The following is a 14,770-nucleotide window of genomic DNA, read 5'->3' on the forward strand; positions in this document are numbered from 1 at the left end:
GGGCGGTACTGATATGTCCCTGCAATCCCTTGATATCAAGCGGCGCTCGGCCACCACCACGCCGCCGCCGCAGGTGCGCTCGCCGCAGTCGGGCGACGTGGCCAAGCTGATCGATGTCTCCAAGTGCATCGGCTGCAAGGCCTGCCAGACCGCCTGCATGGAGTGGAACGACCTGCGCCAGGAGCCCGGCGAGAACCACGGCGTCTACGACAACCCGAACGACCTGACCGAGAACGCGTGGACGGTGATGCGCTTCACCGAATACGAGAACGAGGACAGCGGCAACCTCGAATGGCTGATCCGCAAGGACGGCTGCATGCACTGCGAGGACCCGGGCTGCCTGAAGGCCTGCCCTTCGCCCGGTGCCATCGTGCAGTACACCAACGGCATCGTGGATTTCCACGAGGAGAACTGCATCGGCTGCGGCTACTGCGTGACCGGCTGCCCGTTCAACGTGCCGCGCATCAGCAAGAAGGACAACAAAGCCTACAAATGCACGCTGTGCTCCGACCGCGTGGCCGTGGGGCAGGAGCCCGCGTGCGTCAAGACCTGTCCCACGGGCGCCATCGTCTTCGGCACCAAGAAGGCGATGAAGGACCACGCCGATGAGCGCATCGCCGACCTGAAGGAGCGCGGCTTCGCGCAGGCGGGCCTGTACGACCCGGCCGGCGTCGGCGGTACGCACGTCATGTACGTGCTGCACCATGCCGACAAGCCGGGGCTGTATGCGGGCCTGCCCAAGGAGCCGAAGATCAGCCCGATGGTCGCGCTGTGGAAGGGCATGTCCAAGCCCCTGGCGGTGGCCGCGCTGGGCGTGGCCGCGGTGGGCAGCCTGTTCCACTACATCACCAAGGGGCCCAACGACGTGTCGAAGGAACTCGAGGACGAGATGGAGCGCAAGGACCGCGAGGCCCTGGCCGCCGCGGACGCTGACAAGGAGAACGTGCGATGAACCGCAACCCTCGCGACCTGCAGCGCTACAACGCCTCCGAGCGCGCCAACCACTGGATCGTCGGCATCTGCTTCATCCTGCTGGTGCTCTCGGGCCTGGCCTTCTTCCACCCGGCCTTCTTCCCGCTGGTGCACCTGTTCGGCGGCGGGCCGTGGACGCGCATCCTGCACCCCTATGTCGGGCTCGTGATGATGTTCTTCTTCATCATGATGTTCTTCCGCTTCTGGCGGCTGAACATGATCGAGAAGCGCGACGTCGAGTGGCTGAAGAACGTCAACAAGATGGTGGACGGCAACGACCACGACATGCCCGAACAGGGCAAGTACAACGGCGGCCAGAAAGTGCTGTTCTGGGGGCTGGTGGCCGGCATGCTGGCCATCACCGCCAGCGGCGTGTTCATGTGGCGCGCGTGGTGGACGCCGCCCATCACGGTGGTGCGCATCGCCTCGGTGGTGCATGCCGCGGCCGGCGTGTGGATGATCGGCCTGATCATCATGCACGTGTATGCCGCCATCTGGACGCGCGGCACCATCCGCGCCATGCTCTACGGCACCGTCACGCGCGCCTGGGCCAAGCAGCATCACCGCGGCTGGTACCGCAAGATGACCGGCGACAACTCCTGACGCGTCTTTCGCAAGCGCCCGGTGATACCCTCGGATACCGCCTCAGGGCGGTATCTTCGTTTTCGGACCAAGGAAGAACTTCTGTGCAACGCATCCTCCAGCCCGGCGAAATCGAGGCCCTCGACCATGTGAGTTTTCCGCGCGTGCGCCTGCCGCAGCCGGCCGCGCTCTTCCAGGAGCGCGCCGCGCGGCTGGCGCAATTGGCCGACGGCCATCCCATCGCCGACTACCTGCGCTTCGCCGCGCGTCTGGTGCAGGCACAGCAGCGCGTGGCGGCGCAGGCCCCGGCCGCGCAGGCGCCGTCCGCCGACGTGATCGAGCGCGCCGGCGCCCACGGCATGCCGCTGATGCCGGCCTCCGACGCGCTGCCCGGACCGTGGCGCGACACGCTGCGCGCGCTGCTGGCCGACCTGCAGGCCGACGCCGCCGTGCCCGCGCCGCTGCGGCCCGTGCTCGACAGCCTGGCCGCCGCCGGCGACGGCGCGCTCGATGCCCTGGCCCGCCAGGCGCTGGCCGACAACATCGGCCGCGAGGATCTGGCGGCCGCTCCGCTCGTGATGGCGGCGCTGCAAGTGGTCTTCGCGGTGCGCGCGGCCGCCGTTCCCGAAAAAGCCGTGCCCTACACCGAGCCCGCCACCCTGTGCCCCGTGTGCGGCAGCGCGCCCGTGGCGAGCGTGCTGCGCATCGGCGGCAACATCGCCGGCCACCGCTACCTGCACTGCGGCCTGTGCGCCACCGAATGGCACATGGTGCGCGTCAAGTGCAGCCATTGCGAATCGACCCAGGGCGTGCGCTACCAGAGCGCCGAAGACGCCGACGGCAGGATCGGCGAAGTGGTGCAGGCCGAGACCTGCAGCCAGTGCCACACCTACCGCAAGCTCGTCAGCCAGGAAAAAGACCCCTACGCCGAGCCCCTGGCCGACGACCTCGCCAGCCTCACGCTCGATCTGCTGATGGGCGACACGGCCTTCTCGCGCGCCAGCGGCAACCCGCTGCTGGCCATCGAAAGGCCGCTGGCGGTATGAGCAGTCCAGCGCCGCCGCGCCTGCCCTCGGTGGACCGGGCCTTGGCCACCGACGCGATGCGCGCCCTGGCCGGGCGCTACGGCCAGAGCGCCCTCGCCGATGCCCTGCGCGCCGAGTTCGACACCCTGCGCCCGCAGGCCCTGGCCGGCCAACTGACGGCCGAGGCCATCGCCGACCACGCCCTCGCCGCCGCCTGCGAGCGCCGCCTGGCCGCGCGCTTCGCGCCGCGCCTGAAGGCCGTGTTCAACCTCACCGGCACCGTGCTGCACACCAACCTGGGCCGCGCGCTGCTGCCCGACGAGGCGGTGCGGTCGGTGGTGCGCGCGCTCACCGCGCCGGCCAACCTGGAATTCGACCTGACCACCGGCGGCCGCGGCGACCGCGACGACCTCGTGGACGGCCTGCTGCGCGAGCTGACCGGCGCCGAGGCCGCCACCGTCGTCAACAACAACGCCGCCGCCGTGCTGCTCACGCTCAATGCACTGGCCCAGCGCAAGGAAGTGATCGTCTCGCGCGGCGAACTGGTCGAGATCGGCGGCGCCTTCCGCATCCCCGACATCATGTCGCGCGCCGGCGCCCGGCTGGTCGAGGTGGGCACCACCAACCGCACCCACGCCAAGGACTACGCCGAGGCCATCACCGACCGCACCGCGCTGCTGATGAAGGTGCACACCAGCAACTACGCCGTCAGCGGCTTCACCAAGGCCGTGAGCGAGGCCGAAGTGGCGGCCATCGCCCACGCGCGCGGCCTGCCGCTGGCGGTGGACCTGGGGTCAGGCACGCTGGTCGACATGGCGCAGTGGGGCTTGCCGCACGAGCCCACCGTGCGCTCGGTGGTGGCCGCCGGCGCCGACCTCGTCACCTTCAGCGGTGACAAGCTGCTCGGCGGCCCGCAGGCCGGCCTGATCGTCGGCCGCCAGGACCTGATCGCCAAAATCAAGAAGAACCCGCTCAAGCGCGCGCTGCGCGTGGGCAAGCTCACCCTGGCCGCGCTGGAGCCGGTGCTGCGCCTGTACCTTGCGCCCGAGCACCTGGCCGAGCGGCTGACCACGCTGCGCCTGTTCACCCGCCCGCGCGCGCGGATGCAGGCGCAGGCCGAACGGCTGCAGCCCCTGGTCCAGCAGGCCGTGGCGCCCGATTTCGACGTGAGCGCCGCGCCCATGTCCAGCCAGATCGGCAGCGGCGCCCTGCCGGTCGAGACGCTGCCCAGCGTCGGCCTGCGCATCGCCCCGCGCGAGGGCAAGCGCGCCGGCCGCCAGCTCGCCCGGCTCGAAGCCGCGCTGCGCAGCCTGCCGCGCCCGGTGATCGGCCGCATCGCCGACCAGTCGCTGTGGCTGGACCTGCGCTGCCTCGAAGCACCCGACGAAGCCGCTTTCGCCGCGCAGCTGAGCGCGTTGCAAGCGGCGCTCGCCCCGGCCTGACGCGAGCGGCGGTTTTCAAGAGAAATCGGCCTTCAGCCAGCGTCATCATTGCGCCAACAGCTATTGATTTTATAGCATTCGGAAGACTGCACGCATGATCATCGGCACCGCCGGCCACATCGACCACGGCAAGACCACGCTGGTGCGCGCGCTCACCGGCGTGGACACCGACCGCCTGAAGGAAGAGAAGGCGCGCGGCATCTCCATCGAGCTGGGCTACGCCTACCTGCCCGTGCCGCCCGAAGGCGGGCAGGGCGGCGAGAGCGCGCAGGTTCTGGGCGTCATCGACGTGCCCGGCCACGAGAAGTTCGTCCACACCATGGCCGCTGGCGCGGCGGGCATCGACCATGCGCTGCTGGTCGTCGCCGCCGACGACGGCGTGATGCCGCAGACGCGCGAGCACCTGGCCATCGCCCTGCTGTTCGGCATCACCCAGGGCACCGTGGCCCTGACCAAGTGCGACCGCGCCGATGCCGACCGCATCGCCGCCGTGCGCGCCGAGATCGCCGCGCTGCTGGCCGCATCACCCCTGCGCGGCGCGCCCCTCTTCGAGACCGCCCTCGCCCCCGAGGTGGACGCCGCCGGCCTCGGCATCGAGGCGCTGCGCGAGCACCTCTTCACCCAGGCCCGCGCCTGGGAGGCGCGGCAGCGCCGCCGCGGCGACGGCCTGTTCCGCCTGGCCGTCGACCGCGTCTTCACCCTGGCCGGCCACGGCACCGTCGTCACCGGCACCGTCTTCGGTGGCAGCGTGCGGGTGGGCGACACGCTCACCCACTCGGCCACCGGCCGCGGCGTGCGCATCCGCGGCCTGCACGCGCAGAACCGCGCCGGCGAGGCCGGCCGCGCCGGCCAGCGCGTCGCCCTCAACCTGGCCGGCATCGACAAGCACGAGATCGCCCGCGGCGACTGGATCGCCGACGCCCGCGTGCTGCAGCCCACCCAGCGCATCGACGTGCGCCTGCGCCTGCTGCCGGGGGCCGCGCCCCTCGGCTCGTGGACGCCGCTGCACGTGCACCTGGGCGCCGCGCACCGGCAGGCGCACGCCGTGCCGCTGCAGGCCGACACGGTCGCCCCCGGCACCGAGGCGCGCGTGCAGCTCGTCTTCGACGTGCCCGTGTTCGTCGTGCCCGGCGACCGCTTCATCGTGCGCAACGCGCAGGGCACGCGCACCGTGGGCGGCGGCGCCGTGCTCGACCCCCTGGCGCCCGAGCGCCGCCGCCGCAGCGCCGAGCGCATGCAGTGGCTCGACGCCCTCGACACCCTGGCGGCCACCGGCGACGCGCGCCCCCTGCTGGCCGTGGTACCGGCCGGCCTCACGCGCAGCGCGCTGGCCCGCTTGCTGGGCCGCCTGCCCGCGCCCGGCTGGGCGGGGGACGATGCGCCTGCGTTCGCCATCGGCCAGCCCGGCCCGCTCGCGGGATCGATAGCCGGCGATGCCGACGAACTGTGGCTGGCCCCCGCCGCCTGGGCCGCCGTGCGCGATCGCATCACCGGCGCGCTGGAGCGCCACCACGCCCGCGCCCCCGACGAACCCGGCCTGAACGGCGCCCGCCTGCAGCGCATGGCCTTCCCGGCCCTCGCGTCACAGTCCGGCGGCGCCCAGGCCAGCTTCGCGCGCCTGCCCGTGCAAGGCTGGCAGGCCTGGATCGACCGCCTGCTGGCCGAACGCGACGCCGAGGGCCGCCCCGTGCTGGAGCGCACCGGCCACTGGCTGCACCTGCCCGGCCACCGCGTCAGCCTGAGCGAGGCCGAACAGGCCCTGGCCGACCGCCTGCACCCGCTGCTGCTGGCTGGCGGCAACGACCCGCCCTGGGTACGCGACCTGGCGCGCCAGACCGGCGCGCGCGAAGACGCCGTGCGCGGCCTGCTGCGCAAGCAGGCCCGGCTGGGCGCGCTCCACCAGGTGGTGAAGGACCTGTTCTACCCGGCCGAACGCATGGCCGAACTGGCGGACACCTTCGCCAGCCTCTCTGCCCAGGCCAGGGACGCCGGGGCGTCGCCCCCGCTCCCCTCGCGGGAGAGGGCTGGGGAGAGGGGGCGACAAGGTCCGCGCTTGCCCCCCGGCGCCGTCGAGGCCCGCGCGTTCCGCGACGCCGTGCAGCTTGGCCGCAAGCGCGCCATCCAGATTCTCGAGTTTTTCGACCGCATCGGCTACACCCGCCGCGTGGGCGACGCGCACCTGTTGCGGCCGAATACGCGTTGGGCGCGGGAGGGGACCGTCACGGGCCCCTAGAATCCGCTTCGTCGCGCCGCACAGGCGCACCCATCTCAGAGCGGCGAAGCCGCCTGGGGTTGGCTTCTTCAGGAGAGCAAACGCACCCGGTGGTGCGCCCGGGCTTCAAACCCGGTAGGGGGCGCCAGCCGCTTCCTGGTCGGTTCGACTCCGGCTGCTTTCCGCCAATACACGCAAAGACGGATTGGGGGCCTGGCCGATACCCGCGCGGTTGATTGGTTGTTGGAGCGCTTGTTTGGAGCAGTGGGAACAAACTTCCGATTTGCAGCGATTGCGGAAGTTCGGCCCCGCCCCATGCAATGTCTGCAACGTTGAAGAATCCGTCAGTCGAGCGCCACACGCCACACGCCACACGCCACGCGGTACGCGGAGCTTGAGACGGATTTTTGAGCTTTATGCGCTTCTCGGGAGCAGCGCCTTGAGCTCCGCCAGATCTTTCGCATAGCTCACACGATATCTTCCAAACGGGTGAGACATCGTCGTGTATCGTCGAATGCACTCATTGGAGTTCCATCCTGCGTCGATCAGATCAGACACTGCAAAGACAAATTCGAGAGTGTTCGTAAAAAATGCCACCGGACTCTCGCCGGACTCGTAGTCCAGCTTGGGCCTCGTGCCATGGACATAGTAGTTTCGGCAATCCACGGCATGATCAGCGACGAGTTCCAAGTCGGGAAATAGATCTCCTACTTGTCGGTCTATTGTCCGCACCCGGCTGCGAACTTTCCTTTTCAGGCTGAGCTTTCCGATCCGCCCCAACGCTCCGAGAACCGAGCTCCGATCATCTCCGTGAGGGAGGCTCCTGAAGAGCGCGCGGGCCTTATCTCGAGCCTCGGCAAGATTATATGGGATGGGGTCAGGAGGCGGGAAAGCATTGTCCGGTAACAGGTCGAACATATTTGCTGCACCCACTAGCCGATCTGGGTCGTAGCGCCGTTGAGAGGCGAAGCTGGTGGAATAGCGCAGACGTGCGGTGCGCCATTCTTCGTTTCTTGCCAACCACGCAGCTAAGACCTTGCTTATCTTCTCAGGCTCTCGCGACGGCCAGAAGGGGAGGTCAAACCAGCTGGTAGGCTCCCATTCATCCTCGGCGTCTCTGCGAGGTCCGAGAGGCCAGATGAGATCAAGCTGCTGCCGATGGACACCTTCCTCCCCATCCAGTTCAACCTTGATGTCCTTTACGTTCTGTGGACGTCCCGCCGCGATCTCGACAAATCTAACTAAATCCAGCAGAGCTCGTAGGGCGTGCTTCACGGTAATTGCAGTAGGGAAATCGATCGCCAGAATTACATCGGCATCAAGATGTATCCCATCGGCTGACGAAGAGGGAACGATCAGCGTGTACCTCGCCGAGACCACACCCAACGATGTGGCTGTGGAGAGAAGCTCAAGCTTGCCGTTGAAGTAAAAAATGTGCGGTAGTGCTCCAAGCTCTCCGACATACTTTCCGCTCTCTGTCTTCGACAGCTCCGCCAGATGCTCGCGCGCATTGAAGATTTGGCCAAATGCTCGAAAGTCGCCGAACAACGCCGTCGCGTCATCTAATGAAAAATGGATGCTTGCGATCCGCTCTTCCTCGGACGTCACGTGCTTTTGACCAATCAAGATGTAATTCGGAAACAGGTTTCTCACAAAGAAGTGATCATCATCACGAAAATGCTCTCCTGTACCAACCATCGGTATGCAGTTGAGCAGGGACACGTGCGTGGAGTCAAGCAACCGCCCACAGACATCTCGCTTCGCAGACCAGTCAGGTTCAGAACGAGAGAAAAGCTTCAGCCGCGAAGCTTGCCCGCGCAAATGCAGTTCGCCTGCCGCAGTCAACGATCCACCAAGGGAGAACTGCCCCGCAATGCATCGCTCGTTGTACGCTTCTTTCATTTAATTCCTCCCTGCAGCTGTTCGAGCACTCGATTTAAGACACGGTGCGTCTGTCCTCGACGGCAAAGTTGCCAACCCAAGTGATTGGGTACCAATACCACTTCTTGCCTTGGTCATCTAGTCCACTCTCCACCAATGGCTGTTTTCAGCCTGAGGCGGACGTTGTTGGCGGAATGGCTGCGCGCATCAGGCGGCGGCAGCGCCGCCCGCGCCGTCCAGGCCCGCCAGCATGTCCTGCGCCCTGGCATAGGCGGGCGCGGGGCCGATGTTCAGGCGCGCACGCGCCACCTCCAGCGGCTCGTGCAGCAGCGCCTCGACGTCCTCCCCCAGCAGCCAGCCGGCGCGGCGGCCGCGGCGCCAGCCTTCGATCACGGCGCGGGCGAAGGCGGTGCGGCGCGACACGCGCAGGCTCTTCAGCGCGGCGGCGGCGGCGATGAAGGCCCAGCCCAGGCCCTTGGTCTGCGCGTAGCTGAAGGCGACCAGGGCCGCCTCGCCCAGCGGCTGGTCGGCCTGGTAGCCGGTGAGCACGTGCCAGATGTCGTGCACGTCGCGGATGCGGCGGGCCATCCAGGCGTGCGGGTGCTCCACCAGCGGGCGGGCCTCGGGGTTGGAGACCTCGGCCAGGCCGGCGGCGGAGTAGCCGGTCTGCTCCAGGAAGGCGCGGTACGCGGCGCCCACGGTGCCGGGCGCAAAGCCGGCGATGAAGGCGGGGTCGGACAATCGCTCGGCCAGCTCGACGCGGCGGTAAGCCTGCCTGGGGCCGCCTTCCGCGCGCATCAGGCGGTCGAAGTTGATGGGCGCCGAAGGGCCGTTGAGCGACTGCATGATGACGAACACCTGGGCCGTGTCGTTGGGGTCGCGCAGCAGCGCGCGCACGGCGCGCAAGGCGGCGGGCAGGTCGCGCTTGTACGGATGGGGCTTGGCGTTGGCGGTGGTCATGGGGCGGCTCCGGGGGCCGGGCAGGTGGTGGACAGGCCTGCCGCGGCGATGGCCCCGATCTTCCCAGAGTGCGCGCCCGCCGTGCCCATCGCCCGTTCTGGGCTATGGTGTCGGCCATGCGGGTTTCATCGTTTTCCCTGGGGTGGCGCGGCTTGTGGCGCGACGTGCGCGCGGGTGAGTTGCGCCTGCTGATGGTCGCCGTCACGCTGGCGGTGGCGGCGCTGACGGCGGTGGGCTTCTTCGCCGACCGGCTGCAGGGCGGCCTGCAGCGCGACGCGCGCCAGCTGCTGGGCGGCGACGCGGTGGTGGTCAGCGACAACCCGCCCGCCGCGCCGTGGACCACGCAGGCGCGCGCGCTGGGGCTGAGCAGCGCGCTCACGCTCAGCTTCCCGACCATGGGCCGCGCGCCCGACGCGCAGGGCGGCGCCACGCGGCTGGTGGCGCTCAAGGCGGTGGAGGCGGGTTACCCGCTGCGCGGCAGCCTGCGGCTGGCGCAGGGTGCTGCGCGGGACCGCCTGGGCGAGCTCACGCGCGAGGTGCCCGCGCGCGGCCAGGCGTGGGTCGATCCGGCGCTGCCCGAGGCGCTGGGGCTCCAACTGGGCGACACCCTGCTGCTGGGCGACAGCGCCTTCACCGTGGCGCGCCTGATCGCGCTGGAGCCGGACCGGGGCGCGGGCTTCATGAGCTTCGCGCCGCGCGTGATGGTGAACGCCGCCGACCTGCCTGCCACGGGGCTGGTGCAGCCGGCCAGCCGCATCACCTGGCGGCTGGCGCTGGCCGGGCCCGACGCTGCGGTGCGGCGCTACCTGGCGTGGGCGCAGCAGCAGGTCACCCAACCTGGCGTGCACGGCGTGCGGCTGGAGTCGCTGGACAGCGGTCGACCCGAGATGCGCATCACGCTCGACCGCGCCGGAAAGTTCCTCAACCTGGTGGCGCTGCTGGCGGCGCTGCTGTCGGCGGTGGCTGTGGCGCTGGCGGCGCGCGGCTTCGCGGCGCGGCACCTGGACGATTGCGCCATGCTGCGCGTGCTGGGTCTGCCGCAGCGGCGTATCGCCGGTGCCTACGCGGTCGAGTTTTTGCTGGTCGGCCTGGCGGCCAGCGCGGCCGGCGTGCTGGCCGGCTGGGCCGTGCACCACGTGTTCGTGGCGCTGCTGGCCGGGCTGGTGGATGCGGGGCTGCCCTCGCCCAGCGGCTGGCCCGTTCTGTTCGGTCTGGGCATCGGGCTGACGCTGCTGGTGGCCTTCGGCTTGCCGCCCGTGCTGCAGCTGGCGCAGGTGCCGCCGCTGCGCGTGATCCGGCGCGACGTCGGCAACCTGCGGCCGGCTTCACTGGCTGTGCTGGGGCTGGGCGTGGCCGGTTTCGCGGCGCTGCTGCTGGCCGCCAGTTCTGATCGGGTGCTGGGGCTGATCGTCGTCGGCGGCTTCGCCGGCGCGGTGGGGCTGTTCGCGCTGCTCTCCTGGGGCGCGGTGAAGCTGCTGCGCCGGCTGGTCAACGAGCAGACGGCGCCGCGCTGGCTGGTGCTGGCCACGCGGCAGGTGTCGGCGCGGCCGGCCTACGCGGTGGTGCAGGTCAGCAGCCTGGCGGTGGGTCTGCTGGCGCTGGTGCTGCTGGTGCTGCTGCGCACCGATCTCATCGCGAGTTGGCGCGCCGCCACGCCGGCCGACGCGCCGAATCGCATCGTCATCAACGTCATGCCCGACCAGGGCGATGCGTTTCGCGCCGCGCTCACCGATGCGGGTGTGCAAAGGCTCGACTGGTACCCCATGTTCCGCGGCCGGCTGGTGGCCGTCAACGGTAAAGACATGTCGCCCGCCGACTACCCCGACGAGCGCGCCCGTCGCCTGGGGGATCGCGAGTTCAACCTCTCGCACGACGCCATCAGGCCTGCGCACAACGAAGTGGTGGCCGGTCGCTGGATCGCCAATGAGCCCGGCGCCATCAGCGTCGAGCAGGGCCTGGCCGACACGCTGGGGCTGAAACTGGGCGACACGCTGCGCTTCGACGTTGCCGGCATGCCGATGGAGGCGCGCATCACCTCGCTGCGCAAGGTGGACTGGGCGTCGATGCGGGTCAACTTCTTCGCCATGTTCCCGCTGGCCGAGATGCCGGAGCTGCCCGTCACCTACATCGCCGCCTACCGCGCGCCGGCGCGGGCCGGCTTCGACAACGCGCTGGTGCGCCAGTTCCCCAACATCACCAACGTGGACACCGAGCAGTCCATCGCCCAGGTGCGGCGTGTACTGGACCAGGTGATCCGCGCGGTCGAGTTCCTGTTCGGCTTCACCCTGGCGGCGGGGCTGATCGTGCTGCTGGCCGCCGTCGGCGCCACGCGCGAGGAGCGCGCGCGCGAGTTCGCCATCATGCGCGCCCTGGGCGCGGGCGGCCGGTTGCTGCGCGACGTGCAGCGCGCCGAGCTGGCCGGCGTCGGCCTGCTGGCGGGCCTGCTGGCCAGCGCGGCGGCCAGCGCGGTCGGCTGGGGCATGGCGCGCTACGTGTTCGACTTCGCCTGGAGCGCCTCGCCCCTGGTGCTGGCGCTGGGCGGCCTGGCCGGCGCCGTGCTGGCGCTGCTGGCCGGCTGGTGGGGCCTGCGCGAGGTGCTGCGCCGCCCGGTGGTGGAGACGCTGCGCCGAGCGGCCGAGTAGAATTGCTACACAATAAATAGCTGTTGGCGCAATGCCGACGCCGGCTGGAGGCCGATTTGACCCAAAAAACCGATGAGGCCACGCCCTTCGCCCGGATCGGCGGCGAGCCAGCCGTGCACGCGCTGGTCGAGCGCTTCTACGACCTGATGGACCTGGAGCCGCGCTACGCCGCGCTGCGCGCCGCGCACGGCAGCACGCTGGCCGACGCGCGGCGCAAGCTGTCCTGGTTTTTGTGCGGCTGGCTCGGCGGGCCCGACCATTACGTCCAGCGCTTCGGCCACCCGCGCCTGCGCGCGCGCCACCTGCCGTTCGCCATCGGCATCCGCGAGCGCGACCAGTGGCTGGCATGCATGGACCAGGCCATGGGCGAGACCGGCGTGGACGAGGCGCTGCGCCAGCGCCTGAACCAGAGCTTCTTCCAGACCGCCGACTGGATGCGCAACCAGGGTGGCTGAAACCCCGCCGCCCGGCGCCTGGCGCAGCCTCGCCGTCACCACCGCCGTCCAGGCCATGGTGTCGATGGCCCTGCTCGCGCTGCCGGCCATGGCGCCGGCGGCGGCGCGCGCGCTGGGCGTGCCGACCACGCTGGTGGGCGTGTACGTGGCGCTGTGCTACCTGGCGGCGATGTTCTCCAGCCTGGCCGGCGGCACGCTGGTGCGGCGGCTGGGGGCCATCCGCGTCAGCCAGCTCGGGCTGCTGCTGTGCGCCGGCGGGCTGGCGCTGTGCGCGCGCTGCCCTGGCTGCCGGCGGTGGCGCTGGGGGCGCTGTGCATCGGCGCGGGCTACGGGCCCATCACGCCCGCCAGTTCGCACCTGCTGGCGCTGACCACGCCGGCGCACCGCATGTCGCTGGTGTTCTCGATCAAGCAGACCGGCGTGCCGGCCGGCGGCATGCTGGCCGGGGCGCTGGTGCCCGGCCTGCTGCTGCTGGCGGGCTGGCAGGGCGCGCTGCTGGCCGTGGCGGCGGCGTGCCTGGCCTGCGTGGGGCTGGCGCAGCCGCTGCGCGCGGCGCTGGACGCCGACCGCCAGCGGGGCCAGGGGCTGGCGTTGTCGGCGCTGCTGGCGCCGCTGGGCATGGTGCTGGGCCACCGCCCGCTGGCGGTGCTGGCGGCATGCTCGTTCCTGTTCTCGGCGGTGCAGGTGTCGGTGACGGCGTACATGGTCAGCTACCTGAACGAGTCGCTGGGCCTGAGCCTGCTGGCGGCCGGCGCGGCGCTGTCGGTGTCCCAGTTGGCGGGCGTGGCGGGGCGCATCGCGTGGGGCGCGGTGTCGGACCACGGACTGGGCGCGCGCAACACCCTGATTCTGCTGGCCACGCTGATGGTGGTCGGCTGCCTGCTGACCGCGCTGCTGCAGCCGCACTGGCCGACGGGCCTGATCTGGGCCGTGGTGGCGCTGCTGGGCGCCTCGGCCATCGGCTGGAACGGCGTGTACCTGGCCGCCGTGGCGCGGCAGGCGCCGCCGGGCCAGGCCGGCGTGGCCACGGGGGGGCACGCTGATGTTCACCTTCATGGGCGTGGTGTGCGGCGCCCCGGCCTTCGGCGCGCTGTCGGCGGCGGCCGGCAGCTACCGCGCGGCCTACGCGGCGCTGGCCGTGCCGGCGGCCCTGGCGCTGGGCCTGCTGGCGTGGCGGGCGGTGCGCGGCAAGGTGTGAGATTGCTACGTTATCAATAGCTTTTGGCGCAATGTGGGAGCGGGCTGAGGCCGGATTTTTCTTGAAATCCGTGACCTGCCGGTTCAACCCGCCGCCAGCAGCACCAGCAGCGCGCCCGCGCCGCCTTCGAGCGGCTTGGCCTGCACGAAGGCCAGCACCTCCTGCTTCTGCACCAGCCAGCCATGCACCTTGCCCTTGAGCACGGGCGCGCGGCCCGGCGAGCCCAGGCCCTTGCCGTGCACCACGCGCACGCAGCGCAGGCCGGCGCGCCGGGCGTCGCGCAGGAAGGCGGCCAGCGCCTCGCGCGCCTCGTCGCGGCGCAGGCCGTGCAGGTCGATCTGGCCCTGCACCGCCCAGTGGCCGCGGCGCAGCCGGGCCGCCACGTCGGGGCCGATGCCAGGGCGGCGAAAGCTCAGGTGCTCGTCCACCTGCAGCAGGGTGCTGGCGTCGAACTCGTCGGACAGGGCCTCGCGCAGCACGGCCTGCTCGTCGCGCTGGCGATGGCGCGGCAGGGGCAGGGGCGCGGCGGGCGCGTGCACCACGCGGCCGTGCGCGCGCAGCGGCTGCACGGGGCCGACGGCGCGGGCGAACAGGCTCTGCCCGGCGCGGACCTGGCGGGCGGCCGCGGCGCGCGCGGCGGCCTCCTGCGCGGCGCGGGCGCGGGCCTCGGCCAGGTGCTGCCGGATGGGCTGCAGGTCCTGCAGCGAGCGGGCCTTCACACCAATCCCTTCTCGGCCATGGACAGCGCCTGGCCGGGCGCTACGATGACGTGGTCGAGCACGCGCACGTCCACCAGGGCCAGCGCGGCCTTCAGCGTCTGCGTCAGCGTTTCGTCGGCGCGGCTGGGCGCAACGCTGCCGCTGGGGTGGTTGTGCGCCAGCACCACGGCGCTGGCGTGGTGGTGCAGGGCGCGCAGCACCACCTCGCGCGGGTACACGCTGGTCTGCGTCAGGGTGCCGCGGAACAGCTCCTCCAGGGCGATCAGCCGCAACTGGCTGTCGAGGAAGAGCACCGCGAACACCTCGTGCGCGCGCGAGGCCAGGTGCAGTTGCAGGTAGTCCATGACGGCGCGCAGGTCGTCCAGCGCGGGCCGCTCCCGCAGCTGCTCGGCCAGCACGCGCCGCGCCAGCTCCAGCACCGCCACCAGCTCGGCGCGCTTGGCCGGGCCGCCCAGGCCCTTGACGCGCTTCAGGTCGTCGGCGCCGGCATTCAGCAGTCCGGCGATGCCGCCAAAGCCGTCCAGCAGGTCCTGCGCCAGGTGCAGCACGCTCTTGCCGGCCAGGCCGGTGCGCAGCAGCAGGGCCAGCAGCTCCACGTCGCTCAAGGCGCCGGGGCCGCGCGCGAGCAGCTTCTCGCGCGGGCGGGCGTCGGGGGGCAAGTCCTTGATCGGCATCGGGAAGG

13 protein-coding genes and 1 tRNA gene are annotated in these 14,770 nt (G+C 70.8%); 10 read left to right on the forward strand and 4 right to left on the reverse strand.

Going from position 1 to position 14,770, the window contains the following annotated elements; all coding sequences use genetic code 11:
* Nucleotides 1–13: 13 nt before the first annotated feature.
* The 6 genes from fdxH (at nucleotide 14) to IPG65_RS09650 (ending at nucleotide 6,421) form a co-directional block, all read left to right on the forward strand.
* Entirely contained in the window at nucleotides 14–952 is a 939-nt protein-coding gene (fdxH, locus tag IPG65_RS09625; RefSeq protein WP_293188987.1) for a formate dehydrogenase subunit beta, read from the forward strand.
* Nucleotides 949–1,575, forward strand: coding sequence for a formate dehydrogenase subunit gamma (locus tag IPG65_RS09630; protein WP_293188988.1), 627 nt, complete (start codon nucleotides 949–951; stop codon nucleotides 1,573–1,575). Before fdxH ends, IPG65_RS09630 begins: the two co-directional genes overlap by 4 nt.
* A gap of 83 nt (nucleotides 1,576–1,658) precedes the next feature.
* On the forward strand, nucleotides 1,659–2,600 hold the full coding sequence (gene fdhE / locus IPG65_RS09635) for a formate dehydrogenase accessory protein FdhE (RefSeq protein ID WP_293188989.1): 942 nt from the start codon (nucleotides 1,659–1,661) through the stop codon (nucleotides 2,598–2,600).
* Nucleotides 2,597–4,021: an L-seryl-tRNA(Sec) selenium transferase gene (gene selA / locus IPG65_RS09640; protein ID WP_293188990.1), complete on the forward strand. Its 1,425-nt coding sequence runs from the start codon at nucleotides 2,597–2,599 to the stop codon at nucleotides 4,019–4,021. The genes fdhE and selA overlap by 4 nt, the downstream gene beginning before the upstream one ends.
* Nucleotides 4,022–4,115: 94 nt before the next feature.
* Nucleotides 4,116–6,254: a selenocysteine-specific translation elongation factor gene (gene selB / locus IPG65_RS09645; RefSeq protein WP_293188991.1), complete on the forward strand. Its 2,139-nt coding sequence runs from the start codon at nucleotides 4,116–4,118 to the stop codon at nucleotides 6,252–6,254.
* Between the two features lie 71 nt (nucleotides 6,255–6,325).
* Nucleotides 6,326–6,421: transfer RNA gene (locus IPG65_RS09650), tRNA-Sec, on the forward strand.
* Nucleotides 6,422–6,647: 226 nt separating this feature from the next.
* Here the strand turns inward: IPG65_RS09650 and IPG65_RS09655 are convergent.
* Both IPG65_RS09655 and IPG65_RS09660 read right to left on the reverse strand, forming a co-directional pair.
* Entirely contained in the window at nucleotides 6,648–8,135 is a 1,488-nt protein-coding gene (locus IPG65_RS09655) for a HEPN domain-containing protein (protein WP_293188992.1), read from the reverse strand.
* A gap of 186 nt (nucleotides 8,136–8,321) precedes the next feature.
* Nucleotides 8,322–9,074, reverse strand: coding sequence for a Coq4 family protein (locus tag IPG65_RS09660; protein WP_293188993.1), 753 nt, complete (start codon nucleotides 9,072–9,074; stop codon nucleotides 8,322–8,324).
* Between the two features lie 116 nt (nucleotides 9,075–9,190).
* Here IPG65_RS09660 and IPG65_RS09665 point away from each other — a divergent pair, with 116 nt between their 5' ends.
* The 4 genes from IPG65_RS09665 to IPG65_RS09680 are packed head-to-tail and all read left to right on the forward strand — an operon-like array spanning nucleotide 9,191 to nucleotide 13,389.
* Nucleotides 9,191–11,716 carry an FtsX-like permease family protein gene (locus tag IPG65_RS09665; protein WP_293188994.1) on the forward strand — a complete coding sequence of 842 codons (2,526 nt, stop codon included), beginning with the start codon at nucleotides 9,191–9,193 and terminating at the stop codon, nucleotides 11,714–11,716.
* A 56-nt stretch (nucleotides 11,717–11,772) separates the two neighbouring features.
* Complete coding sequence (locus tag IPG65_RS09670) at nucleotides 11,773–12,171, forward strand: group II truncated hemoglobin (RefSeq protein ID WP_293188995.1); 399 nt, start codon at nucleotides 11,773–11,775, stop codon at nucleotides 12,169–12,171.
* Nucleotides 12,164–12,541, forward strand: a complete 378-nt coding sequence (locus IPG65_RS09675) for a hypothetical protein (protein WP_293188996.1) — start codon at nucleotides 12,164–12,166, stop codon at nucleotides 12,539–12,541. The genes IPG65_RS09670 and IPG65_RS09675 overlap by 8 nt, the downstream gene beginning before the upstream one ends.
* Nucleotides 12,439–13,389, forward strand: coding sequence for an MFS transporter (locus IPG65_RS09680; protein WP_293188997.1), 951 nt, complete (start codon nucleotides 12,439–12,441; stop codon nucleotides 13,387–13,389). The genes IPG65_RS09675 and IPG65_RS09680 overlap by 103 nt, the downstream gene beginning before the upstream one ends.
* Nucleotides 13,390–13,452: 63 nt before the next feature.
* Here IPG65_RS09680 and IPG65_RS09685 read toward each other — a convergent pair whose 3' ends face one another.
* Together IPG65_RS09685 and radC are read right to left on the reverse strand one after the other, a co-directional pair.
* Nucleotides 13,453–14,094, reverse strand: coding sequence for a Smr/MutS family protein (locus IPG65_RS09685; RefSeq protein ID WP_293190038.1), 642 nt, complete (start codon nucleotides 14,092–14,094; stop codon nucleotides 13,453–13,455).
* Entirely contained in the window at nucleotides 14,085–14,762 is a 678-nt protein-coding gene (radC, locus tag IPG65_RS09690) for a DNA repair protein RadC (protein ID WP_293188998.1), read from the reverse strand. Before radC ends, IPG65_RS09685 begins: the two co-directional genes overlap by 10 nt.
* Nucleotides 14,763–14,770 lie beyond the last annotated feature (8 nt).

It is taken from the genome of Ottowia sp., assembly GCF_016703145.1.
In the GTDB taxonomy this organism is placed as follows: Bacteria; Pseudomonadota; Gammaproteobacteria; order Burkholderiales; family Burkholderiaceae_C; genus Ottowia.